Source organism: Nocardioides sp. Root140 (genome assembly GCF_001426745.1).
GTDB lineage: Bacteria > Actinomycetota > Actinomycetes > Propionibacteriales > Nocardioidaceae > Nocardioides.
In genome coordinates, this window is the sequence record NZ_LMFI01000014.1 from 130,513 (window position 1) to 153,488 (window position 22,976).

The following is a 22,976-nucleotide window of genomic DNA, read 5'->3' on the forward strand; positions in this document are numbered from 1 at the left end:
TCAGCGGTGAGGTCAGCCCCAGAAGATCCGCTCGACCACACTCCGTGCACGGCGTGTGGTGCGCAGGTAGTCGTTCACCATGGCGTCGGATTCACCCGCAGAGTAGCCGAGGACCGAAGCCACCGCCGCACGCTCCCGCGGGTCGCGCGGGATCTGGTCGGAGGCCTTGCCCCGCACCAGGGTGACCGCGTTGCGCATCGAGCTGACCAGGCGCCAGGCCGCGTTGAGCGCCTCGGAGTCGTCGGCGTCGAGGAGCTCGGCCTCGGTGGCGGCCCGCAACGCGTCCAGGGTGCGCGGGGTCTGCAGGCCCTCGTGCCGTCCGGCATGCAGCATCTGCAGCAGCTGGACGGTCCACTCGATGTCGGCCAGTCCCCCGCGGCCCAGCTTGAGGTGCGTGTTCGGGTCGGCCCCGCGGGGCAGGCGTTCGTCGTCGACGCGGGCCTTGATGCGGCGCACCTCGATGACGTCGTCCTCGGTGATCCCGTCGACCGGGAAGCGCAGCGGGTTGATCAGCTCGGTGAAGCGCCGGCGCAGGTCCTCGTCGCCGACGACCGCGTCCGCACGCAGCAGGGCCTGGAACTCCCACACCCGCGACCACTTGGCGTAGTAGCCCCGGTAGGACTCCAGGGTGCGCACCAGCGGCCCCTGCTTGCCCTCGGGTCGCAGGCCGGCGTCGACCTCGAGCGGCGGGTCGGAGGCCGGGACGGCGAGCATGCGGGTCAGCTCGATGACCACCGCCTGGGCGTACGACGCCGCGACCTGGGGCTCGACGCCCGGCGCCGCCTCGTGCACGAACATGACGTCGGCGTCGCTGCCGTAGGACAGCTCGAAGCCGCCGTACCGCCCCATGCCGATGACCGCGATGGCGCTGGCCGGCGCGTCGAGGCCACGCTGCGCCACGACCGCGCGATGTGCTGCGGAGAGGGTCGCCTCGAGGGTGGCGTCGGTGAGGTTGGAGAGGCCCGCGCCGACCGCGACCACGTCGAGGTTGCCGACGAGCTCACCGGCGGCGATGCGCAGCAGCTCACGGCGCCGGATCGCCCGGATCGCCAACGCGGCCTGGTCGGGGCTGTCCTTGCGTCCGGCCGAGGCCAGCATCTCGGTGGTCAGCGCCTCGGCGCTGAGCGGGGTGAGGTCCGTGCCCAGCAGCTTGACGCCGGTGGGCTCGCGTTCGAGCAGGTCGGTGGCGAAGCGCGAGGTGGCCAGCAGCTGCGCCAGCCGCTGGGCGACCTCACCCTCGTCGCGCAGCGTGGCGAGGAACCAGTGCGTCGCGCCCAGGGTCTCGCTGATCCGCCGGAAGCCGAACAGCCCGGCGTCCGGGTCGGGGGCGTCGGCGAACCACTCGAGCATCGCCGGCAGCAGGGTGCGCTGGATCGCGGCCGTCCGGGAGACACCGTTGGTGAGGTACTCCAGGTGCCGCAGCGCAGCCTTCGGGTCGAGATATCCCAGTGCAGACAGGCGTTGCTCGGCCGCGTCGGCAGAGAGCCGGATCTCCTCGCCGGGGATCCGGGCCACCGCGCTGAGCAACGGCCGGTAGAAGAGCTTCTCGTGCAGGCGCCGCACCTCTCGGCGGTGGTGGCGCCACTCCTTGTCGAGCTCCACGACCGGGTCCCGCAGGTAGCCGATCGAACGTCCCAGCCGTCGCAGCGAGGGTTCGTCGTCGGGCAGCACGTGGGTACGCCGCAGCTGGTGCAGCTGGATGCGGTGCTCGAGCTTGCGCAGGAACGCATAGGCCTCGTGCATCGACTGGCCGTCCTCGCGCCCCACGTACCCGCCGCGGGTCAGCTGCGCCAGCGCGCTCAGCGTGGTCGGCGCGCGGACACCCTCGTTGGTGCGGCCGTGCACCATCTGCAGCAGCTGGACGGCGAACTCGACGTCGCGCAGACCCCCGGAGCCGAGCTTGAGCTGGCGTTCGGCCTCGTGGCTCGGAATGTGGTCGAGCACCCGGCGACGCATCGACTGGACGTCCGTGACGAAGCCGTCTCGGCTGGCAGCGGACCACACCATCGGGGCGATCATCTGCATGTACTCGCGACCCAGCGCGAGGTCACCGGCGACCGGTCGCGCCTTGAGCAGGGCCTGGAACTCCCACGTCTTGGCCCAGCGCTCGTAATAGCCGCGGTGGCTGGCCAGGGTGCGCACGAGCGGACCCGACTTGCCCTCGGGGCGGAGGTTCGCGTCCACCGGCCAGATGGTGCCCTCGGCGGTGTGGTCGGAGCAGACCTGGATCAGCTGGGCGGCGAGCTGGGTGGCCGCCCGGTTGGCCACGCCCTCGTCGGCTCCCTCGGCCGGCTCGAAGACGAAGATCACGTCGACGTCGGAGACGTAGTTGAGCTCGTGGCCCCCGCACTTGCCCATGGCGATGACCGAGAGCCGGGCGGTGGCCGCGGTCTCGCCGACCCGGGCGCGGGCGATGGACAGTCCGGCGTCGAGGGTGCCGGCGGCCAGGTCGGACAGCTCGGCGGCGATGTCGTCGACGCCGACGCCGTGGGCGAGGTCGCGGGCGGCCATTCGCAACAGCACCCGGCGGTACTCCACCCGCAGTGCGTCGACCGCCTCGGTGTCGTCCATCGCCGAGACCGGTTCCGCGTCGGCAGGGTCGGCACCCACGGCGCGCAGCAGGGCCTCCCTCACGGCGTACGCCGCCGGGCGGGTGTTGCCCAGGGTCGGGTCGGTCAGCTCACGCCAGTGGTGGGGATGGGTCACCAAGTGGTCGGCCAGTGCGCTGCTCGCGCCGAGCACGCTGAGCAACCGCATCGCGGTTCCCTCGTCGTCCACCAGCTCCTCCAGGAAGTCCTGGCGGCTCTCGCCCGCGTCGCGCTCGACGGCGTCGGCCAGGTCGACCAGGGCGTCGAGTGCCGCGTCGGGATCGGCGGTGCGGTTCAGGATCGCCAGCAGCGGCGGGCCCTGCTCCCCCAGCTCGGCCAGTCGCGCCGCTGAGGTCTCGGGGTCGCTGAATCCCTGCCGGATCAGCTCGCCGCGTCCGACTGCCCGCGGCGTCATCCCGCCGACCCGTCGCCAGTTCTTGCCGACCCGTCGCCAGTTTGGCGTCGATCCATCCGCTCGCGCGCCAGCTGCGTGAAGTGCTCGGCCATCGGGCGCCAGGCCGCGTCCAGCTCGGCCCGGGCATCGGCGATGGAGCCGATCAGTGCCGTCTGGTCGAGGCCACGCGCCAGATGCGCCTCACGGTCGCCGTCCGCCCAGGCCGCCACGATCTGCTCGTCGGCCTCGGGGTGCAGTTGCACGCCCCAGACGGAGTCGGCGAACCGCACGACCTGCACCTCGTCGTCCGGGGTCGCCGCCAGCAGCACGGCGCCGTCGGGCAGCTCCGAGACGATGTCGTTGTTCCACTGGATGCCGCGCAGCCCGTGGGGTCGGCCGAAGACCCGGTCCTGCGCCGCGGCAGGCAGCCATCCGACCGGCAGCACGCCGACCTGCTGTCCACGCGGGTTCACCTCGACGCCTCCGCCGAGGGCGACCGCGACCAGCTGATGGCCCAGGCAGATGCCGAGGGTCGGCACCCCCGTGTCGGCTGCGTCGCGCACCAGGTGCTTGAGCGGCGGGAGCCACCAGTACGCCGCATCGTCGTCGGCTCCCATCGTGCCGCCGAGCACCACGAGTGCGTCGTACGCCGCGAGGTCGGGCAGTGCGTCACCGACGTACGGCCGCCACACCTCGACCCGGGCACCGGCCTCCTCCAGCCAGTCGCCGAGGTGGCCAGGCGGGCACTTCGCCTCGTGCTCGACGACGAGGACCAGCGGCTGCGTCACGGGCTCAGATCACCGGCAGCATCTGGTCCCGCTCCCAGGCCGAGACCTGGCCGCGGTAGGCCTCCCACTCGGATCGCTTGTTGCGCAGGAAGTAGTCGTAGACGTGCTCGCCCAGCGTCTCGGCCAGCAGCTCGGAGTTCTCCGCGACCTTGATCGCCTCGGCCAGCGTCTTCGGCAGCGGCTCGATGCCGAGGCTGTTGCGCTCGCGCTCGTTGAGCGACCACACGTCGTCCTCGGTCTCGCGAGGCAGCTCGTAGCCCTCCTCGATCCCCTTCATGCCGGCGGCCAGGATCACCGCGAACGCCAGGTAGGGGTTGCAGGCGGGGTCGATGGTGCGCAGCTCGATGCGGGTGGACTGGCCCTTGTTGGGCTTGTACATCGGCACCCGGACCATCGCCGAACGGTTGTTGTGTCCCCAGGTGATGTACGACGGCGCCTCGCCGCCGCCGATCAGCCGCTTGTAGCTGTTGACCCACTGGTTGGTGACACAGGTGATCTCGCTGGCATGGCGGAGCATCCCGGCGATGAACTGCCGGCCGGTCTTGCTGAGCTGGTATTCGGAGCCGGCCTCGAAGAACGCGTTGCGGTCACCCTCGAACAGCGACACGTGCGTGTGCATGCCCGAGCCCGGGTGCGTGGTGAACGGCTTCGGCATGAAGCTGGCCCAGATGCCCTGGCTCAGTGCCACCTCACGGATCACCGTGCGGAAGGTCAGGATGTTGTCGGCGGTGCTCAGCGCGTCGGCGTACCGCAGGTCGATCTCCTGCTGGCCGGGCCCACCCTCGTGGTGGCTGAACTCGACGGAGATGCCCATCGACTCGAGCATCGTGATCGCCTCGCGACGGAAGTCGGAGCCGTGCGACTGCGCGGTGTGGTCGAAGAACCCGCTGCGGTCGACCGGGATCGGGTCGTCACCGGAGTTGGGGGTGTCCTTGAAGAGGTAGAACTCGATCTCGGGGTGGGTGTAGAACGTGAACCCCTTCTCGGCCGCGGCGCTCAGGGTGCGCTTGAGCACGTAGCGCGGGTCGGCGTACGACGGGCTGCCGTCGGGCATCATGATGTCGCAGAACATGCGCGCCGTCGCGGGCCCCTCGCCGCCACGCCACGGCAGGATCTGGAACGTCGACGGGTCGGGCAGCAGCAGCATGTCTGCCTCGTAGACGCGGGCGAATCCCTCGATGGCCGAGCCGTCGAACCCGATGCCCTCGCTGAAGGCGCCCTCGAGCTCGGCCGGAGCCACCGCCACGGACTTGAGGAAACCGAGGACGTCGGTGAACCAGAGGCGGACGAACCGGACGTCGCGTTCTTCGAGTGCGCGCAGCACGAAGTCTTCCTGCTTACCCATGGACCCAACTATGGACCATCGCCTGTTACACGCGTGTGACACGCCACCAGTTGGTGCACGCGGAACATCCCCGTCACCTGATGACTGGGATGTTCCGCGTAGAGGTCGGGCGCGGGGGTCAGCGTCAGCGCACGGGCTGCTGGAGCTCGATCACCCAGTCGGCGGAGGGATCGGCCGGCGACGAGAGGTAGAGCTCCCGGCAGGTGCCGGAGGCGTGCAGGCCCTGCTCGGTCAGGTGCGCGCCCAGGGCCTGCCAGCCTTCGGCGATGCGGTCGATCGGCCCCGTGTACGTCGCCACGACGGCACGCGGCACCGCAGGCAGCGTGGCCGGCTCGGCACCCTCGACGTCGAGGCCCGCCGGGCCGCAGGCCGCGAACCGGATGCCCTCGTCGCCCACGTCGTACCAGGCGACGCTCGGGTCGAAGCCGGTCCCCTGCCCTGCAGCCGCCGACGCGAGTCGCGCGAAGAGCGGTCCGATGACCGGTCCGATCTGGGGCTGCTCCGCCACCGAGGCGGTCAGCTGGGTGACCTCCAGCTCGGGCAGGTTCTTCTCCGTGTAGTTCATCTCCATGATGTGTCCTTCCATCAGTCGGAGACGCCGCTCCACCTCGTCGAGGCGGGTCCGGTTGGCGGTGATCTCGTCGGCCAGCTCGGTCCGGCGCTGTTCCAGTCGCTGCTGGAGCAGGTCGGGCGGGCCGTCGAGCATCTCTCCCACCACCTCGAGACTGAAGCCCAGCTCCTTGAGGGCCACCAGCTGGTGCGCGCGCCGCAGCAGCGACTCGTCGTACCGCCGGTAGCCCGAGAAGGGGTCGACCTCGGACGGGGCGAGCAGTCCGACCGCGTCGTAGTGACGCAGCATCCGCACTGACACCCCGGCGAAGCGGGCGAAGTCTCCGATGTTCAACATGACGGGATCACTCCACGGCCTGACACGGTGTCAGGGTCAAGAGCCGTCGCGCGGAACGTTCTCCAGCTCGGCCAACCAGGCAGTCGGCGACGCGTCCGACGGCATCCGCCAGTCACCGCGCGGCGACATCGTGCCGCCCGCGGAGACCTTCGGGCCGTTGGGCAGCGCCGACCGCTTGAACTGCGACGCGAAGAACCGCGTGATGAACACCTCGAGCCACTTGCGTACGACGGGCAGGTCGTAGGCCGCACGACGGTCGGGCGGGAATCCCGGCGGCCACTCGCCGACCTCGGCGTCCTGCCAGGCATGCCAGGCCAGGAACGCGATCTTGCTCGGTCGGGCGCCGCCGCGCAGCGTGTGGAACAGCGAGAAGTCCTGCAGCGCATAGGGGCCCACGGAGTCCTCGGTGGCCTGGGGCTTCTCGCCCTCCTCGGTCGGGATCAGCTCGGGAGTGATCTCCTGCTCGAGGATCTCGCGGAGCACGTCGTTGATCTCGCCGCTGGAGTCGTCGGCGGCGAACTGGCCGCTGTCGATCACCCAGCGGATCAGGTGCTGGATCAGGGTCTTCGGGACCCCGGAGTTCACCGTGTAGTGGGACATCTGGTCGCCCACGCCGTACGTGCACCAGCCCAGCGCGAGCTCGGAGAGGTCGCCGGTGCCGAGCACGATGCCGCCACGGTGGTTGGCCAGCCGGAAGAGGTAGTCGGTGCGGAGGCCGGCCTGCACGTTCTCGAACGTGACGTCGTAGACCGACTCGCCGTCGGAGTACGGATGGTCGAGGTCGTCGAGCATCTGCGTGGCCGCGGGCTTGATGTCGAGCACCTCGAAGGTGACGCCGAGCGAGGTGGAGAGCCGCGTGGCGTAGGACTTCGTGGTGTCGCCGGTCGCGAAGCCCGGCATGGTGAACGCGTGGATGTCGGTGCGCGGCCGGCCCAGCCGGTCCATCGCCTTGGCCGCCACGATCAGCGCGTGCGTGGAGTCGAGCCCGCCAGACACGCCAATGACGACCTTCGGCTGCCACGAGTCGCCGCCGATCGCGCGCAACCGTTGCTCGAGGCCGGAGACCTGGATGTTGTAGGCCTCGTAGCAGTCCTGGGCGAGCCGTTCTGCGTCGTCGGGCACGAACGGGAACCGGTCGACCTTGCGCCGCAGGCCGATGTCACCGGTCGGCGGCTCGAGGGTGAACTCGACGGTGCGGAACGACGAGAGCCGGTCCTCGTGCGTGCGCCGGTTGTCGTCGAACGTGCCCTGCCGCAGCCGGTCCTGGCGGATCCGGCCGAGGTCGACGTCCGCGACGCTGCGCCGCGCGCCCTCGGGGAACCGCTCGGTCTCCTCGAGCAGCTCGCCGAGCTCGTAGACCATCGTCTGGCCGTCCCAGCTGAGGTCCGTGGTCGACTCCCCCTCACCCGCCGCCGCATAGAGGTACGCCGCCAGGCAGCGCGCGCTCGCCGAGCGCACCAGCAGCCGGCGGTCCTCGGCCCGGGCAACGGTGATCGGCGAACCCGACAGGTTGGCCAGCACCGTCGCGCCGGCCAACGCGGCCTCGGCACTGGGCGGGACCGGCACCCACATGTCCTCACAGACCTCGACGTGCAGCTTGAGGTCAGGCAGGTCGGCAGCGCTGAAGATCAGGTCGGGACCGAACGGCACCTCGTCGCCACCGAGCGTGATCCACTCGTCGCGGCGGTCGTCACCCGGCGCGAAGTGGCGGCGCTCGTAGAACTCCCGGTAGGTCGGCAGGTAGGACTTCGGGCTGACCCCGAGCACCGATCCACGGTGGATCACCACGGCACAGTTGAGCACCCGCGTGCCCTGCACGAGCGGGGCGCCGACCACGATCACCGGCAGCAGGTCCTGCGAGGCCTCGACGATGTCGTCGATCGCGGACAGCGTCGAGGCGAGCAACGTGTCCTGCAGCAGCAGGTCGTCGATGGCGTAGCCGGTCAGGCACAGCTCGGGGAACAGCGCGACCGCGACACCCTCCTCGTGGCACTCCGTGGCCTGCGCGATGACGGTCGCCGCGTTGGCCGCCGGGTCCGCGATCGAGACGGGCACGGCGCAGGCGGCGACGCGGGCGAAACCCTGGGCATAGGCAGAGTAGAAGTCCACGTCCGTGAGTCTATGGGGTGGCTGCCGCTTCCCGGCGACACCTCAGACGGGCCCGAAGTTCCCGCATTTCGGTGTCGCCACCGAGCATCAGCGGTCCTAGCGTCGGGACATGCGAACGGTCGCCGTACTCGGAGGGTCCGCCGTCGGCTCCGTGACGGCACTGCTGTTGGCGCGCACCGGCTGGCAGGTCACCCTGGTCGACGACGAGTTCGACCTGTTCTCCACGCCGTCACCGCAACTTCGGGCACGTCCGGGAGCACCTCACACCGTGCAGGCACACGGGTTCATGGCCCGCACCCTCCACGAGCTGACCACCCGGCTGCCCGACGTACGACAGGCCCTGCTGGATGCCGGCGCCCCGCTGATCACCTTCGCCTCGATGGTGCCGCCGCACTGGGTCGACGGCGGGCGGCCGGGTGACGAGCAGCTGGACTGCCTGCGGGTACGCCGACTCACGCTGGACCGGGTGCTCGGTGAAGCCGTGGCCGGTCAGTCCGGGATCAGGCGGGTCGACAGCCGGGCCACCGGCCTTCTGCTCGACGAGTCCGGACCGGTGCCCACCGCGACCGGCCTCGGGCTGGAAGACGGGAGCTCTGTCACCGCCGGCCTCGTCATCGACGCCGGCGGACGCCGCTCGCCGATCAGCCGGTGGCTGGCCGATGCCGGCATCGTCCAGCCCCAGCGGGTCGACCCGTGCGAGGTCATCTACTACACGCGTCACCACCGCGTCGTCGGCGATGCACCGAGGCTCAACGCAGGCTTCGCCCAGATCCACCAGTTCCCCAGCTTCATCTCGCTGCTGTTCCTGGGCGACAACGACACCGGCATGCTGGCGATGTCGACACACGGCAAGGACCCACTGCTCAAACGGCTGCGCCACGATGCCGCGTTCTCCGCGGTGATGGCGGCGATGCCCGGCTTCGAGGAGTGGGCCGTCGCCCTCGACCCGATCGGCTCGGTGTTCTGCCTGGGCGCACTCGACAACCGGATGCGCTTCCTGGTCCGCGACGGTCGGCCCGTGGTCCGGGGGCTGCACCAGGTCGGCGACGCGCTGTGCATGACCAACCCCACCCGTGGCCGAGGTCTCTCGATGGGGCTGGCGGCAGCCGGTGCGCTCTGCGACCTGCTCGGCGACGAATCACTCGACCCCGACGACCTGGCCCTGGCGTACGACGCGTGGCAGCAGCGCGTGCTGGCGATCTACTACCGGGAGACCGCCGCGAGTGACGTCACCCTCGACCGTCAGCTGCGGGCCGGGCTGGCCGGTCAGGCGATCCCCCGCAACGCTCCGGGGATCGAGCTGCCCGAGGGACATCCGGTGACCTCGGAGGACCTTGACCGCGCGGCGGACGCCGATCCGGACCTGCTGAGAGCCACGTTCCGGGCGACCATGTTGCTCGATGACGAGCGCGTCATCGCCTCGGAGAGGGTGGCGGCCCGCACCCGGGCGGTCCTCGACGCGCTCCCTCCCTCGCCCGGGAGGCCGTCCCCGCCGACGGACGGCTTGCACGACCGGTCAGTGCTGGAGGCCGTGCTCGCCCCCTACGCCTGACGACCGCGCCCTCAGGAAAGCGACGTACCGGTGGGCGCCCGCGGGCCCGGCACCACGGCCGCCTCCGGCGTCCGGTGCTGGCGTACGTCGATCAGCCGCAGCCCCACGCCGCGCACCGCGTCGATCTGGAGCGGACTGTCGAGCTCGTGCAGCTTGCGGCGCAACCGCTTGACCACCGACTGCACGTGTGACCGGTCGCCCAGGTGGTCGTTCCCCCAGACCCGTCGCTGCAGGTCGGCGAACGGCTGCACGTGCCCGACCTCCTCGAGCAGGCAGAGCAGGAGGTCGTGCTCGAGGGGTGAGAGACCGACCTCGCGGTCCTGCCAGGACGCGACCCTCCAGTCCGAGTCGACCTCGAGCCCGAACAGGGCCGGTGCCGGACGCGCCGGGCGCATGGGCAGGGCCTGCGGAGGAACCGGCGGCACCGACCGCAGGGCCGGCTCGACCGCCGGGAGGCCACCGAGGATCTCGAGGGCCTCGGCCCGGGTGGCGACCATGACGACGGCGGCGCTGGTGCCGATCGCCTCGGCGATGCGGAGGCGGTCCTGGGCGGATGCGGCGATCGCGAGCACGACGGGCGCAGCATCAACTGGCGACGGGTCGTCCTGACCCACCACCCGGATCGGCCCTTCTCCCCGAGAGAGAGGCATCCCCAGCCTTTCGTCAGTTGCATGACGCTGCTGCTTCACCTTCACCGAACGTCTCGCTGAAAGTCAAGGAAGCACGAGGTTCTTCCGATAAACGGGCGCTGTTCCGGAAATGCCCACGTGCTGCCCACATCCGACCCTGACCTGCCCGGATCCACGCGTTGTGGCCGTCCCGGTGCGTCCCTAGCGTCTGATTGCACCGGCCAACTTCTCACGGGTCCCATTTTTCGGGGTTCCGTCCGGCCGGTGCACACGAGCTCATCCGGGGACGTGCTCGCGCCCCCGGCCAACTTCTCGGAGGGACGCACCATGTCATCGACAAGACGTCGGTCCCTGCTCCGGATTCGGAGCGGACCGGCACGTGCCCTGGCCACAGGGCTGGCGACCATCGCAGTGGTGGCCGCGTCACTGAGCCTGATCGGCACGGCCGCCTCGGCCACGCCGGCGGCTCCTGACTCGGACAAGATCAAGCCCAAGCTGAGCAAGCAGCTGGATGAGAAGGGCGAGGCCACGTTCTGGGTGCGCTTCGAGATGCCCGACCTCAGCGCTGCCCAGAAGATCAAGGGCTGGGACAAGCGCGGGCAGGCGGTCTACGACACCCTGACCGCCGCGGCCGAGTCCAGCCAGAAGGACGCCCGCGCGATCCTCGACAAGGACGGCGCCGACTACAAGTCCTTCTGGGCCACCAACGCGATCCGCGTGCAGGCCGGCAGCGAGGACCTTGCCGCCGAGCTCGCCGCGATCAAGCAGGTCGACGGCCTCTACCCGACCTTCGACTACCGCCTCGAGAAGCCCACGAAGGGTGAGCGGATCCACGCGGCCCAGGCGGTCGAGTGGGGCGTGGCCAACATCAACGCCGACGACGTCTGGAACGAGTACGGCGTGCACGGCGAGGGGATGGTCATCGCCAACATCGACACCGGCGTCCAGTTCGACCACCCGGCGCTGGTCAACCAGTACCGCGGCAACAACGGCGACGGCACGTTCGACCACAACTACAACTGGTTCGACGCGCAGGGCACCTGCGACGGCGCACCCTGTGACGTCGACCAGCACGGCACCCACACGATGGGCACGATGATCGGCAGCGACGGGGCCGACAACCAGATCGGTGTCGCACCCGGTGCGAAGTGGATCGCGGCCAACGGCTGCTGCCCGTCCGACGCGGCGCTCATCGAGTCCGGCCAGTGGATGCTCGCACCGACCAACCTCGAGGGCGAGAACGCCGACGTCACCAAGCGTCCCAACATCGTCAACAACTCGTGGGGCACGCAGGTGCCGAGCAACGACCCCTTCATGGAGGACGTGCTCGAGGCCTGGGCGGCGTCCGGCATCTTCGGGACGTGGTCCAACGGCAACAACGGGAACGGGTGCCAGACCAGCGGTTCGCCGGGAAGTCGCACCTTGAACTACTCCGTCGGCGCCTACGACGTGAACAACACCATCGCGGGCTTCTCCAGCCGCGGCGTCGGCCAGGACGGCGAGATCAAGCCGAACATCTCGGCCCCGGGCGTGAACGTGCGCTCGAGCCTGCCGGGCGGCAACTACGGCGCCTTCAACGGTACGTCGATGGCGGCACCGCACCTCGCGGGTTCCATCGCACTGTTGTGGTCGGCGGCTCCCTCACTGGTCGGTGACATCGACGCCACCCGCGCCCTGCTCGACGGTTCCGCCGTCGACAAGGCCGACTCCCAGTGCGGCGGCACCGACGACGACAACAACGTCTACGGCGAGGGTCGTCTCGACGCCCTGGCCCTGGTGCAGGGCGCTCCGGTCGGCGAGACCGGAACGGCGACCGGCACCGTGACCGACGAGGCCACCGGCGACCCGATCCAGGGTGCCGACGTCACGCTCGAGGGGGCGACCAGCAGGTCGCTCACGACCGGCGCCGACGGCACCTACTCGGCCCGCCTCACCGCGGGCGACTACACCGCGACGGTCGCCAAGTTCGGCTACCAGACGGCCACCGCCGACCTCACCGTCACTCCAGACACCACGACCACGCAGGACTTCGCGCTGGTCTCGGCGGCAGCAGTGACCCTGAGCGGAACCGTCACCGACGGCAGCGGCCACGGTTGGCCGCTCTACGCCAAGGTCACCGTTCCCGGGGCCGACCCGGTCTTCACCGACCCGGCGACCGGCGAGTACTCGATCGAGGTGCCCGGCAACGCGTCGTACGACGTGTCGGTCGCCGCGCAGTACCCGGGCTATGTGGCGGCCACGCAGACCGTCGAGGTCGGTGGCGATGACACCACCGCCGACATCGCGGTCGAGGTCGACTCCTCCACGTGTGCCGCCAAGGGCTACGCGTTCAACACCGACGGTGTGACCCAGGACTTCAACACCGGAGAGCTCCCCGACGGCTGGACCGTCGAGGACGCCGCCGGCACGGGTCAGGTCTGGGAGTTCGACGACCCGGGCGGCCACGGCAACCTCACCGGTGGTGACGGCACGTTCGCGATCATCGACAGCGACAACTACGGCAGCGGCGGCACGCAGGACACGTCGCTGGTCAGCCCGGTCGTCGACATGAGCGACGTGACCTCACCGGTGGTCGGCTTCAAGCAGGACTACTACAACCTGGGTGACACCGCCGACGTCGACGTCAGCATCGACGGTGGCGAGAGCTGGACGAACGTGCTCAGCCAGTCCGACTCCGCCCGAGGACCGCGTGAGGACGTGATCCAGCTGCCGACGGCCGCCGGACAGTCCGCGGTCCAGGTCCGGTTCCACTACTACGAGGGCAGCTACGACTGGTGGTGGCAGGTTGACGACGTGTTCGTCGGCAGCCGCACCTGTGACCCGGTCGAGGGTGGGCTCGTGGTCGGCAACGTCTCCAACTCCAACGACGGCGCGGCCATCAACGGCGCATCGGTCACGAGCCAGGACAACGCCGACGTCAAGGCGACCACCAGGCCGACGCCGGACGACGAGAGCCTCGCCGACGGCTTCTACTGGTTGTTCTCCCCCGAGACCGGCAGCCACAAGTTCGACGCCACGTCCAGTGGCTACGAGGTCGTCACCAAGACGGTCGACGTGGCCGCGGACGGCGCCGTACGCCAGGACTTCGAGCTCGGCTCCGGTCACCTGACCGTCACCCCGGGCAAGGTCCAGATCGAGAAGCAGCTGGGCAAGCCGGCGGTCACCAAGCAGGTCGAGGTGACCAACGACGGATCGATCCCGGTGCACCTGGAGTTCAACGAGCTCAAGGGCGGCTTCGTGATGCTCGGCGCCGACGGCAGTCGCACCAAGGCTGCCGACCTGATGAAGGCGGACGGCGCCCCGCTGCAGCGGATCAAGGCTCCGGTCTCCTTCGGCAGGACGGCGTCGAAGAAGATGTCGACCCACTCGGTGGCCCCGCAGGCTGCTGCTCCGCACGACGACCCGTGGACCGACATCGCCGACTACCCGTCCAACGTGATGGACAACCGGGTGGTCCACGTCGACGGCATCGCCTACTCGATCGCCGGTGGCGACGGGTCTGCGTCGTCCTCGTCGACGTACGCCTACGACCCGGCTGCCCTGGCATGGACGGCCAAGGCCGATCTCCCGGGGGCCCGCAACGCGGTGTCCGCCGGCGTGGTCGACGGCCAGATCGTGGTCACCGGCGGGTGGGCGGACGGCGGTCCTTCGGCCTCGACGTGGGCCTACGACCCGGGTGCCGACTCGTGGACCGCGAAGGCCGATGCCCCGGTCGAGCTGTCTGCCTCCGGTCAGGCGGTCGTCGACGGCAAGCTGTACGTCGTCGGTGGCTGCACCACCGACAGCTGTACGCCGATGTCGAACGACGTGGCGGCGTACGACCTGGCCAGTGACACGTGGCAGACCCTGGCCGACTACCCCTCGGCAGTGGCGTTCGCGTCCTGCGGTGGTGTGGACGGCAAGGTCTACTGCACCGGTGGCAACGGCGGGGCTGCCGGCACGGCCGACAGCTACGTCTACGACCCGGCCGCGGACGCGTGGACCGAGCTCGCGGATGCCCCCGTCGACACGTGGGCCAGCCAGTACACCGTCGCGAACGGGATGCTGGTCGTCAACGGCGGAGTGCAGGCGGGCGCGATCAGCAACCGCACGTTCGCGTACGACGTCGCCGGCGAGGCCTGGGTGGACCTGCCGAACTCCAACACCCCGCGCTACCGCGGTGGCGCGTCGTGCGGCGTCTACAAGATCGGTGGCTCCTCGGGCAGCTTCAACGCCGAGGTGGACAGCGAGATGCTGCCCGGCATGGAGGACTGTGGCGCCAGTGCCGCGGACGTCGAGTGGCTGTCCGTCTCCCCGGCCGTCGCGATCCTGGCTCCCGGCCAGTCGGTCAACCTGAAGGTCACCATGGACCCGAACGTCGCCCAGCCGGGCACGTACACCGCGGGTGTGGCGATCAAGGAGGACACCCCCTTCAAGGTGGAGCCGGTCGACGTGACCATGGTCGTCAGCCCGCCCCGCTCGTGGGGCAAGCTGGCCGGTCGCGTGACGGGCAGCTCCTGTGCAGGTGAAGGCGCACCACTGGCCGGAGCCACCGTGCAGGTGAACTCGGGTGAGTCCGCGTGGACGTTCGAGAGCGCCAGCGACGGCACGTACGCCTACTGGTTCAACTCGATCTACAGCCCGCTGCAGCTGATCGCCGCCAAGGACGGCTACCAGCCGCAGGTCCGCAAGGTGAGGATCCGGGGCGGGCAGACCACCGCCGCCGACTTCACCCTGAAGAAGGCGGGCTGCTAGTCATCCATCAGTAGACAGTTGGACAGTTCGACAGGCCCGTGCACGCGCCAGCGTGGGCGGGCCTGTCGCGAGCCTGCAATTGTTGATGCGCGAACCGTGGGTTCTTGCGCTTCGAACCGTGGGTTCTTGCGGTCGTACGCCGGTCGCACGCCGGTCAGCTGGTCGCGCGGCCGCGTTGCCGGGCAGCCAGCAGGTAGGCCGCGGCCAGGCCGAGCTCGAGCCCGACGAAGACCCTGGTCAGCGGCCCGGTCTCCGGTTCGATCACGGCCGACACCGCCCGGCCCGAGGCCATCCCGGCGCTGAGTACGCCGATCGCGGCCGGCGACTTCAACCCGACCGCAGCGATGGCCAGCGTGAGGCCGCCGTACACCGCCCGGATCTCGTTGCGGGAGTCGGCCGTGGGCGCCGTACCGCCGAAGAGCTCGGGAACCATGGACGGGCGGGCGAGCGCCACGACGCCGATCGCCGCGTAGCTTGCAGTGCCGAGGGCAAGGAGTCGATTCACGACGCCCAGTCTGGCGCGGTCGGGCACGGATCGCCACCACCGCGTACGTCGCATCGAGTGCGGGCCCGAGGGTGACCACGGCCACAGTGCGAAGTGCCCGCGGAGGTCTAGCCTTGTCGTGGTCCGGGGACTCAATCGGGAGCCTCGAGAGCACAAGGAGTCTCACCTCATGAGCGAGCAGAACGTAGAAGTGGCCGCGCCGTACGGCGGAGGCGCAGCAGACGCCAAGGCGGCCGCGCCGGTCAAGCGGATCCGCACCCATCACCTGCGCGAGATGAAGGAACGGGGCGAGAAGATCTCGATGCTCACCGCCTACGACATGTACACCGCGCAGACCTTCGACGAGGCCGGCTGCGAGCTGCTGCTGGTCGGCGACTCGGCCTCCAACAACGTCCTCGGCAACGAGACCTCGCTGCCGATCACGGTCGACGAGCTCCTCCCCCTGACTCGTGCGGTCAGCCGCTCGGTCAAGCGCGCACTGGTGGTCGGCGACCTGCCGTTCGGCTCCTACCAGGCCTCGCCCGAGCAGGGTTACCTGACCGCCGTACGTTTCATGAAGGAGGCCGGCGCGCACGCCGTGAAGCTCGAGGGCGGTGCCGAGATGGCGCCGGTCATCGAGAAGCTCACCCATGGCGGCATCCCGGTGATGGCGCACATCGGCTTCACCCCGCAGAGTGAGCACACGCTGGGCGGCTACCGCGTGCAGGGCCGCGGCGAGAGCTCCGACCGGGTGATCGCCGACGCGCACGCCGTGCAGGAGGCCGGCGCGTTCGCCGTCGTCATGGAGATGGTGCCTGGTGACGTGGCCGGCCAGATCAGCAAGGAGCTGGTGATCCCGACGATCGGCATCGGCGCCGGCAACCAGTGCGACGGCCAGGTCCTGGTCTGGCAGGACGCGTTCGGCCTGCGCACCGGCCGCATGGCGAAGTTCGTCAAGCAGTACGCCGACCTGCACGGCGTGCTGCTCTCGGCTGCCGAGGAGTACGTCGCCGACGTCCGCGCCACGACCTTCCCCGGCCCCGACCACACCTTCTGACCCACCCCTCCTGCGCGAACCGTGGGTTCCTGCTGCGCGAACCGCGCGTGATTGACGCGCGAACCGTGGATCCTTGATCCGAGCACGACAAGGATCCACGGTTCGGCGCGCAAGAATCCACGGTTCGCGACAGGTACGTGGTGGTCAGGTGCGTGCTCCTGACGGGTGAGCGGACAACCGGGCGCAGCACTCGGGCGTCCAACGAGTGTCACCTCACCCACGGGAGCCCACCATGAACGCCATCCGCCGTACCCGACCCGCCTCGGGCCGCCCAGCCCGCCGCTCGACCCGACGCGGCGCCCGACTGATCGCCGTCCTCGCCTCGATGCTGGCCCTGGTGTTCACCACCGTGAGCACGCCCTCCGCCACCGCACTGCCGGCCTGGCGCGACACGGGCGCGTCGTGGAACAACCCGGTGGACGGTACGACGAGGGTCGTCGGCCTGCGCTACGCCACACATCCCCACTTCGACCGTGTCGTGATCGACCTCCGCGGCATCATCCCGGACTGGAGCACCAACTACCAGCGCATCTTCCGCTACGAGGGCAGTGGCGCACTGGTGCCGATCAGGGGCGCGTCGGGCCTGAACCTGACCATGATGGCGGCCGGCCACACCTACTCGGGCCGCAACGTCTACACCGGTCCCCGGATCGCCCGACCAGGCTTCGTCACCCTCAAGGCACTCGCCCTCACCGGTGACTTCGAGGGCTACGTCAACTTCGGGTTCGCCCTGCGGCACCGGGCGTCGTACCGCATCTTCGCCCTGCACAGCCCTCAACGACTGGTGATCGACTTCCGCCACTGAGGCGTCAGGACCAGTCGAAGAGGATGCTGCCGCCGAGGAGGGCCACGAACCAGAAGGCGATCGCCACCACGGCCAGTGCCGGCAGGCGCTTGGGGTGCGGGGTCCACCACACGCAGGCGGTGACCAGGAACCCGACCCAGACCAGGAGCAGCACGACCACGGCCCACCACGGCGCGACCAACCCGCTGGCGCCGTACAGGAACAGGGCGCACGCGAGTCCGCCCATGCCGACGAAGGGCCAGGGCGATGCGGGAACGTTGCGACTCACGGCGCCGAACCTACCGTGCTGCCCGGGCGGTCGACGTGACCACCATGGCCTGCCGTCGGTCGATCAGCACCCGGCCCGGCGAGCTCGCGACCAGTGGTGACGAGGTCAGTCCTCCACGGCGTCGTCGTTCCACTTCGGGTCGTTGTCCCACGACTCGTTGCGCTCCTCGACCTTCTCCAGGGCCCGCGAGGCCTCGGCCGAAGTCGCATAGGGACCGAGGCGGTCGGCGTTGCGGCAACCGTCCTCACCCTCGACGGTGTGGTGCTTCAGGCAGAACCAGTACTCGTCGCTCATGTCCCTGAAACTACACTCGCCGCCATGGCCGCAGTAACCCCCGGAGTGATTTCTCCCCGTCGTCCCGTCCCTGCCTCGATCCCGCGGCCCGAGTACGTCGACCGCCCCTCGCCGTCCCCGTTCACCGGCGAGGAGGTGAAGGACGCCGAGACCATCGAGAAGATGCGCGTCGCCGGAAAGCTGGCCGCGCAGGCCCGCGAGCTGGTCGGCGCGGCGGTGGCTCCAGGAGTCACCACCGACGAGCTCGACCGCATCGGGCACGAGTTCCTCTGCGACCACGGTGCCTACCCCTCGACCCTGGGCTACCGCGGCTTCCCGAAGTCACTCTGCTCGAGCGTCAACGAGGTCATCTGCCACGGCATCCCCGACAGCACCGTCGTGCAGGACGGCGACATCGTCAACATCGACATCACCGCGTTCCTCGACGGCGTGCACGGCGACACCAACGCCACCTTCTTCGCCGGCGAGCCGGACGAGGAGACCCGGCTCCTGGTCGAGCGCACGAAGACCGCCCTCGACCGCGGCATCAAGGCGGTGAAGCCCGGCCGGCGGATCAACATCATCGGTCGCGTCATCGAGGCCTACGCGAACCGGTTCGGGTACGGCGTGGTCCGCGAGTTCACCGGCCACGGCATCGGCACCCACTTCCACAGCGGGCTGGTGGTGCCGCACTACGACGACCCCAACTACGACGACGAGATCCGCGTCGGCATGACCTTCACGATCGAGCCGATGCTCAACCTCGGCACCCACGAGTGGGACATGTGGGAGGACGACTGGACGGTCGTCACCAAGGACCTGCGTCGCAGCGCCCAGTTCGAGCACACCCTGCTGGTCACCGCCGACGGCGCCGAGGTGCTGACCAACCCCTGACCCTCAGGTGAGGTCGTCGTACGAGATGACGCCCGCCTCGGCGAGCTCCCGCTCCACCCGGAGTACGGCGGTCTCGTGCTCGGGGTCGGCGCTCATCGCGGCGGCGAGGCGCAGGTGTGGCAGCGCGTCGGCAGGTCGTGACTGTCGCTCGAGCGCACGCCCGAGCGTGTGCCGCGCCCAGACGTCGGAGGGGTCTCGCTCGACGAGGACTCGCAGGTCGGCCTCGGCCTTCTGCAGCTGGACCCGCATGTAGTAGGCCCAGGCCCGCAGCGTCAGCAGCGAGTTGGCCTCCGGCTCGGCCTCGATGGCGGGCTCGAGGATCTCGAGGGCCTCGCGGGGAGCGCGCTGCTCGAGCAGCTCCCAGGCCCGGTGGTAGGCGTCGGAGGGATGCGAGGCCTGTCCCGGGAACATGATCAGCGGGATGGGGATCTCCTGGTCGTCCACTGCTGCTCCTTCGTCGTCGCTGTGGCTCACCCACCCAACATCGCCCATCCGGCCCGCATTCCTCTACCCTTGAGGCGCGGATGGGCTGGCCGGGCGACCGCGTTCGTCTCCTCACGGAGGCGGCCGAGGAAGGTCCGGGCTCCACAGAGCAAGGTGGTGGGCAACACCCACCCGGGGTGACCCGCGGGAAAGTGCCACAGAAAACAGACCGCCCGCTCTCACGAGCGGGTAAGGGTGAAACGGTGGTGTAAGAGACCACCAGCGTGCCGGGTGACCGGTGCGGCTAGGTAAACCCCACCTGGAGCAAGATCAAGAAGCCACTCCCCTTCGGAGGAATGGTGCGCACACGTTCGAGGGCTGCTCGCCCGAGTGTGCGGGTAGATCGCCCGAGGCTGTCGGCAACGGCAGCCCTAGATGGATGGTCGCCAACCGGGGCCACGCAAGGAACCCCGGCGAACAGAACCCGGCCTATGAGCCAGCCCGTCCGCCCACCAGGCACCACCCTGTGGCGGCTCAGCCGGTGACGAACCGGATCGACCGGGACTTCAGGTCCACGGACTCGAGCTTGACCGACACCTGCTCGCCGAGCGGCAGCGCGCCGGACGACGAGGTGACGCTCGCCTCGATCGCCGGATCCTGCACGGTGATGTCGCCCTTGTGGTCGTCCTTGTCGTCGATCTCGACCACTACGGCGTCGAAGGACTCCCCCACGCGTGGCTGGAGTACGGCGGCCTCCACGAGGTTCAACACGGCATTCTCGTACTGGTTGGCGATCCGGCCCGAGTCACGCATCGTCTCGGGCACCTCGGTCAGCTTCTCGATCACCCAGGCCGGCACCTCCTCGTCGGCGCACAGCGCGACACAGATCTCGCCGGCGTACCGGTCGACGAGCCGGCGCAGCGGCGCGGTGACGTGGGCGTACTCCGACGCGATCGCCGAGTGCCGCGGCTGGGCGGGCAGCTCGCCGTTGAAGCCGACGTACCCGCTGCCGCGCAGCAGGGAGGTGCAGGCCACCACCATGGCCGCGTGGTTGGGCTTGGTCGGGTCGAGGCTGCGGATGAACTCGGGGTACTCGAGCTCGGCGGGCCACTCGATCTTGAGGGCCTTGGCGGTGCGGTGCAGCCGCTTGACGTCGCGCGGGTCCGCGGGAGGCAGCGTGCGCAGCAGGCCGACCCGGGCGTAGACCATCAACGACGCGGCGGCCATGCCGGTGAGCAGCGAGATCTGCGCGTTCCACTGCTCGACCGGGTGCTGGGCGCGGAACTCGAGCCGCCACTGGTCGCCGTCGATGTCGATCTCCTGCTCAGGCAGGGGAAGGGACACGCCGCCACGCGCGGCTTCACGCTCGAGCCGGAGCTCGCCCACCTCCTTGAGCAGGCCGAAGACCTCGTCGGCGCTCCCGTCGTCGATCGACTTCTGGACGTCGGCGTAGTTGAGCTTCGCGCGCGACTTCACCGTGGCCCGGACCACCTCGACCTTGGTGCCCTCGCCGGTCTTGTCGACGTCGATCGTCCAGAGCAGGGCGGGCCGCACCTGGTCGGGCAGCAGGGACCCGGCGTCCTCGGAGATCACCTTCGGGTGCAACGGGATCTTGGAGTCCGCGCCGTACAACGTCTCGCCGCGTCGGTTGGCCTCGACGTCGACCGGGTCGCCGGGCGTGATGAACGCGGCCAGGTCGGCGATCGCGTAGAACACGCGGTAGCCGTCGCCGTCACGCTCGATGTGGAGGGCCTGGTCGAGGTCCATCGCGCTCTCGGGGTCGATGGTGATGAACGGGATCGCCGTCTTGTCCAGCTCGGGCAGGCGCGGGTTGGCCGCGGCCTCGGCCGCCGCCTTCTCGACCTCGGGCGGGAACTCCGCAGAGACATGCATCTCCGCCTGGATCGCCGCGATGCCCTCACGGAGGCTCTGGGCGGCGACGCCGTCGTGGGTGGACCGGACTCTCACAACTCTGCTCGGCATGTGGCCACCCTAGCCATCCGAAGAGTCTGGAAAGGGACGTGACGCGGTCGCGAGAGCCCCGGTGACCGGCGTTACGGCGCAATCGGGCGTGATTCCCTACGCTGTGCGGGTGCTGATCCTGCTTCCGCCCAGTGAGGGCAAGACCGCGCCGCGACGCGGCAAGGCCCTTGACCTCGCCTCCCTCGGCTCCCCGTCGCTCACCTCCGCACGCGAGCAGGTCCTCGACGCCCTGGTCTCCCTGTGTGCCGACGGACAGGATCCGGCCACCCCGGTGCAGAACGGCCTGCTCGTCGAGCGGGCCGCCGCCACCCTCGGCCTCGGCGCCACGCAGCTCGACCTGGTCGCGCTCAACGCCGGCCTGCGTACGGCGCACACTGCCCGCGCCGACCGCATCTACACCGGCGTGCTCTACGACGCCCTCGACTTCGCCAGCCTCTCGACCGCGGCCAGGCGTCGCGCAACGTCACGGGTGGGCATCATGTCGTCCCTCTTCGGACTGGTCCGGCCGGGCGACGCGATCCCGGCGTACCGCCTCTCGGGCGACGCCGTACTCCCCCAACTTGGCTCTGTGGCAGGGTTCTGGCGCGAGAACCTCGAGCCGACGGTGCTCGACGCCCTCGGGTCAGGCCTGCTGGTCGACCTGCGGTCCGGCATGTACGCCGCGTTCTGGAGGCCGTCCCGCGACCTCGCGAAGCGCGTGGCGACCGTCCGCGTGCTCCACGAGCACAACGGCACCCGCAAGGTGGTCAGCCACTTCAACAAGGCGACCAAGGGCCGCATCGTCCGCGCGGTGCTGGAGGACGGCGGCAACCCGCGGACTCCGGGGGCCTTCGCCGATCTGCTGCGTGACCTCGGTTGGAAGGTCGAGGAGTCCGCACCCGGCGCCAAGGGTGTGCAGCTCGACGTGGTCGTCGACGAGATCTGACGCGCTCGTCCGAGCGCCGGTCAGAGGCGTGAGGGCGGGAGCACCTCGGCGCCGGGACGCGCGTTGTAGAGCCGCATGGATGCCATCCGCTCGGCGCCGTCGGGGCCGCCGTCGAAGAACGACAGCACCGTCACCGAGGCCGGGGTCAGCTCCATGCGGTAGACCGCCTCGAGAGGCGCGCCGACCACGTGGGCGACCAGGGTCTTGATCGGCGTCACGTGGCTGACCACGACGACGGTCTTGCCTCCGTGGTTCGCGATCAGCCGGTCGAGGGCGGCGAGCACCCGCTCCTCCACCTGGCGGAACGACTCCCCGCCACCGGGGGCGACGTCGAGCGAACCCAGCCAGGCGTCCATCTCGTCCTTGTGCCTCTCGGCCACCTCGGCGAAGGTCAGGCCGTCCCAGGTGCCGAACTCCATCTCGGCAAAACCGTGCTCCTCCTCGATGTCACGCCCCAGCACCTCGGCGACGATCTCCGCCGACTCACGGGTGCGTCGTACCGGCGAGGCGACCACGGCGGCGACGTCGCCGGCCAGCGGCGCCAGCCACTCGGCCGTCGCCCGGACCTGCTCGCGGCCCAGGTCGCTGAGGCCCGGGTTGGAGCTGGCCAGGCCGCCGGAGAAGCGCTTGTCGACCGTGTGCGGGGTGACGCCGTGGCGCACCAGGATCACCGTCGTCGGCGGGCCACCCGGGTGTGACCAGCCGCGGTGTCCGGCATCGTCGGAGGCGGGCGCATCGGAGGCCGGGTCCTCGATCTCCTCGATCAGGGAGTCGGCAGGCCCGGTCCCCGGAAGCTGGTCACTCACCGGCCAGACCTC

Annotated in this window: 18 protein-coding genes and 1 other RNA gene; 7 read left to right on the forward strand and 12 right to left on the reverse strand. The window is 70.0% G+C overall.

All coding sequences use genetic code 11. From position 1 onward, the window contains the following. Nucleotides 1-12: 12 nt before the first annotated feature. The 5 genes from ASD30_RS22930 to ASD30_RS22950 form a co-directional block, all read right to left on the reverse strand. Complete coding sequence (locus ASD30_RS22930; protein WP_056687640.1) at nt 13-3,003, reverse strand: bifunctional [glutamine synthetase] adenylyltransferase/[glutamine synthetase]-adenylyl-L-tyrosine phosphorylase; 2,991 nt, start codon at nt 3,001-3,003, stop codon at nt 13-15. Then, nucleotides 3,000-3,770 carry a type 1 glutamine amidotransferase gene (locus tag ASD30_RS22935; protein ID WP_056687642.1) on the reverse strand — a complete coding sequence of 257 codons (771 nt, stop codon included), beginning with the start codon at nt 3,768-3,770 and terminating at the stop codon, nt 3,000-3,002. The genes ASD30_RS22930 and ASD30_RS22935 overlap by 4 nt, the downstream gene beginning before the upstream one ends. 4 nt (nt 3,771-3,774) lie before the next feature. Then, the gene (locus ASD30_RS22940) at nt 3,775-5,115 is read right to left on the reverse strand and encodes a glutamine synthetase family protein (protein ID WP_056687643.1); all 1,341 of its coding nucleotides are present in this window, start codon (nt 5,113-5,115) and stop codon (nt 3,775-3,777) included. Nucleotides 5,116-5,239: 124 nt separating this feature from the next. Next, a complete protein-coding gene (locus ASD30_RS22945; protein ID WP_056687645.1) occupies nt 5,240-6,022 on the reverse strand; it encodes a MerR family transcriptional regulator in 783 nt (260 codons plus the stop codon). A 36-nt stretch (nt 6,023-6,058) separates the two neighbouring features. Then, nucleotides 6,059-8,131 (reverse strand): NAD(+) synthase, encoded by a 2,073-nt coding sequence (locus tag ASD30_RS22950; protein WP_056687648.1) that lies wholly within the window; start codon nt 8,129-8,131, stop codon nt 6,059-6,061. A gap of 109 nt (nt 8,132-8,240) precedes the next feature. Between ASD30_RS22950 and ASD30_RS22955 the strand changes: the two genes are divergently transcribed. Then, nucleotides 8,241-9,683, forward strand: coding sequence for an FAD-dependent oxidoreductase (locus tag ASD30_RS22955; protein ID WP_056687650.1), 1,443 nt, complete (start codon nt 8,241-8,243; stop codon nt 9,681-9,683). Nucleotides 9,684-9,694: 11 nt separating this feature from the next. Here ASD30_RS22955 and ASD30_RS22960 read toward each other — a convergent pair whose 3' ends face one another. Next, the gene (locus ASD30_RS22960; RefSeq protein WP_082564115.1) at nt 9,695-10,333 is read right to left on the reverse strand and encodes a helix-turn-helix domain-containing protein; all 639 of its coding nucleotides are present in this window, start codon (nt 10,331-10,333) and stop codon (nt 9,695-9,697) included. A 393-nt stretch (nt 10,334-10,726) separates the two neighbouring features. Here ASD30_RS22960 and ASD30_RS22965 point away from each other — a divergent pair, with 393 nt between their 5' ends. Continuing rightward, on the forward strand, nt 10,727-15,046 hold the full coding sequence (locus tag ASD30_RS22965) for a S8 family serine peptidase (RefSeq protein WP_235532665.1): 4,320 nt from the start codon (nt 10,727-10,729) through the stop codon (nt 15,044-15,046). A 154-nt stretch (nt 15,047-15,200) separates the two neighbouring features. Here ASD30_RS22965 and ASD30_RS22970 read toward each other — a convergent pair whose 3' ends face one another. Further along, nucleotides 15,201-15,551, reverse strand: coding sequence for a DUF4345 family protein (locus ASD30_RS22970; RefSeq protein ID WP_200951227.1), 351 nt, complete (start codon nt 15,549-15,551; stop codon nt 15,201-15,203). A gap of 169 nt (nt 15,552-15,720) precedes the next feature. Here ASD30_RS22970 and panB point away from each other — a divergent pair, with 169 nt between their 5' ends. Both panB and ASD30_RS22980 read left to right on the forward strand, forming a co-directional pair. After that, nucleotides 15,721-16,587 carry a 3-methyl-2-oxobutanoate hydroxymethyltransferase gene (gene panB, locus ASD30_RS22975; RefSeq protein ID WP_056687656.1) on the forward strand — a complete coding sequence of 289 codons (867 nt, stop codon included), beginning with the start codon at nt 15,721-15,723 and terminating at the stop codon, nt 16,585-16,587. Nucleotides 16,588-16,819: 232 nt separating this feature from the next. Continuing rightward, complete coding sequence (locus ASD30_RS22980) at nt 16,820-17,392, forward strand: AMIN-like domain-containing (lipo)protein (protein WP_056687658.1); 573 nt, start codon at nt 16,820-16,822, stop codon at nt 17,390-17,392. A 4-nt stretch (nt 17,393-17,396) separates the two neighbouring features. On the opposite strand, the gene ASD30_RS22985 is transcribed toward ASD30_RS22980, so the two are convergent. Both ASD30_RS22985 and ASD30_RS22990 read right to left on the reverse strand, forming a co-directional pair. Continuing rightward, nucleotides 17,397-17,660, reverse strand: coding sequence for a hypothetical protein (locus ASD30_RS22985; RefSeq protein ID WP_156393764.1), 264 nt, complete (start codon nt 17,658-17,660; stop codon nt 17,397-17,399). Nucleotides 17,661-17,765: 105 nt separating this feature from the next. Next, nucleotides 17,766-17,954, reverse strand: a complete 189-nt coding sequence (locus ASD30_RS22990) for a hypothetical protein (RefSeq protein ID WP_056687663.1) — start codon at nt 17,952-17,954, stop codon at nt 17,766-17,768. 24 nt (nt 17,955-17,978) lie between these two features. Between ASD30_RS22990 and map the strand changes: the two genes are divergently transcribed. Then, nucleotides 17,979-18,827 (forward strand): type I methionyl aminopeptidase, encoded by an 849-nt coding sequence (gene map / locus ASD30_RS22995; protein ID WP_082564117.1) that lies wholly within the window; start codon nt 17,979-17,981, stop codon nt 18,825-18,827. A 3-nt stretch (nt 18,828-18,830) separates the two neighbouring features. Here the strand turns inward: map and ASD30_RS23000 are convergent, their stop codons facing one another. Further along, a complete protein-coding gene (locus ASD30_RS23000) occupies nt 18,831-19,301 on the reverse strand; it encodes a tetratricopeptide repeat protein (RefSeq protein WP_235530103.1) in 471 nt (156 codons plus the stop codon). A 51-nt stretch (nt 19,302-19,352) separates the two neighbouring features. On the opposite strand from ASD30_RS23000, the gene rnpB reads away from it, so the two are divergent. Beyond that, an RNA gene (gene rnpB / locus ASD30_RS23140) (RNase P RNA component class A) lies at nt 19,353-19,758 on the forward strand. Between the two features lie 26 nt (nt 19,759-19,784). On the opposite strand, the gene ASD30_RS23005 is transcribed toward rnpB, so the two are convergent. Next, a complete protein-coding gene (locus tag ASD30_RS23005) occupies nt 19,785-21,233 on the reverse strand; it encodes an RNB domain-containing ribonuclease (RefSeq protein WP_056687669.1) in 1,449 nt (482 codons plus the stop codon). A gap of 109 nt (nt 21,234-21,342) precedes the next feature. Between ASD30_RS23005 and yaaA the strand changes: the two genes are divergently transcribed. Continuing rightward, nucleotides 21,343-22,158 carry a peroxide stress protein YaaA gene (gene yaaA, locus ASD30_RS23010; protein ID WP_056687766.1) on the forward strand — a complete coding sequence of 272 codons (816 nt, stop codon included), beginning with the start codon at nt 21,343-21,345 and terminating at the stop codon, nt 22,156-22,158. A 20-nt stretch (nt 22,159-22,178) separates the two neighbouring features. Here the strand turns inward: yaaA and ASD30_RS23015 are convergent, their stop codons facing one another. Continuing rightward, nucleotides 22,179-22,964 carry a histidine phosphatase family protein gene (locus ASD30_RS23015; protein WP_056687671.1) on the reverse strand — a complete coding sequence of 262 codons (786 nt, stop codon included), beginning with the start codon at nt 22,962-22,964 and terminating at the stop codon, nt 22,179-22,181. Nucleotides 22,965-22,976: the final 12 nt, after the last annotated feature.

Bases quoted from the DNA above. Each gene is read 5' to 3' on its own strand.
- ASD30_RS22930 (WP_056687640.1), bottom strand. From the start codon at position 3,003: ATGACGCCGCGGGCAGTCGGACGCGGCGAGCTGATCCGGCAGGGATTC.
- ASD30_RS22940 (WP_056687643.1), bottom strand. From the start codon at position 5,115: ATGGGTAAGCAGGAAGACTTCGTGCTGCGCGCACTCGAAGAACGCGAC.
- ASD30_RS22945 (WP_056687645.1), bottom strand. From the start codon at position 6,022: ATGTTGAACATCGGAGACTTCGCCCGCTTCGCCGGGGTGTCAGTGCGG.
- ASD30_RS22955 (WP_056687650.1), top strand. From the start codon at position 8,241: ATGCGAACGGTCGCCGTACTCGGAGGGTCCGCCGTCGGCTCCGTGACG.
- ASD30_RS22960 (WP_082564115.1), bottom strand. From the start codon at position 10,333: ATGCCTCTCTCTCGGGGAGAAGGGCCGATCCGGGTGGTGGGTCAGGAC.
- panB (WP_056687656.1), top strand. From the start codon at position 15,721: ATGAGCGAGCAGAACGTAGAAGTGGCCGCGCCGTACGGCGGAGGCGCA.
- ASD30_RS22980 (WP_056687658.1), top strand. From the start codon at position 16,820: ATGAACGCCATCCGCCGTACCCGACCCGCCTCGGGCCGCCCAGCCCGC.
- ASD30_RS22990 (WP_056687663.1), bottom strand. From the start codon at position 17,954: ATGAGCGACGAGTACTGGTTCTGCCTGAAGCACCACACCGTCGAGGGT.
- map (WP_082564117.1), top strand. From the start codon at position 17,979: ATGGCCGCAGTAACCCCCGGAGTGATTTCTCCCCGTCGTCCCGTCCCT.
- ASD30_RS23005 (WP_056687669.1), bottom strand. From the start codon at position 21,233: ATGCCGAGCAGAGTTGTGAGAGTCCGGTCCACCCACGACGGCGTCGCC.